Origin of the sequence: Nocardioides malaquae (genome assembly GCF_015070385.1) — a bacterium.
GTDB lineage: Bacteria > Actinomycetota > Actinomycetes > Propionibacteriales > Nocardioidaceae > Nocardioides > Nocardioides malaquae.
Map to the genome: position 1 here is coordinate 1 of NZ_JADCSA010000141.1, position 371 is coordinate 371.

1 protein-coding gene is annotated in these 371 nt (G+C 54.2%); it reads left to right on the forward strand.

Annotated features, from left to right (window positions below):
* Positions 1-371, forward strand: a 371-nt coding sequence (locus IEQ44_RS15635; RefSeq protein ID WP_193639402.1) for an aldehyde dehydrogenase family protein, incomplete at both ends; no start/stop codon positions are given.

The following is a 371-nucleotide window of genomic DNA, read 5'->3' on the forward strand; positions in this document are numbered from 1 at the left end:
CTGTGGCCGGAAGATGAATTGATCCCCTTATCGAAAGAAGGTGGATTTGCCGCGCGCCATTTACTGACCTCAAAGTCAGGCGTGGCAGTGCATATTAACGCCTTTAACTTCCCCTGCTGGGGAATGCTGGAAAAGCTGGCACCAACGTGGCTGGGCGGAATGCCAGCCATCATCAAACCAGCTACCGCGACGGCCCAACTGACTCAGGCGATGGTGAAATCAATTGTCGATAGTGGTCTTGTTCCCGAAGGCGCAATTAGTCTGATCTGCGGTAGTGCTGGCGACTTGTTGGATCATCTGGACAGCCAGGATGTGGTGACTTTCACGGGGTCAGCGGCGACCGGACAGATGCTGCGAGTTCAGCCAAATAT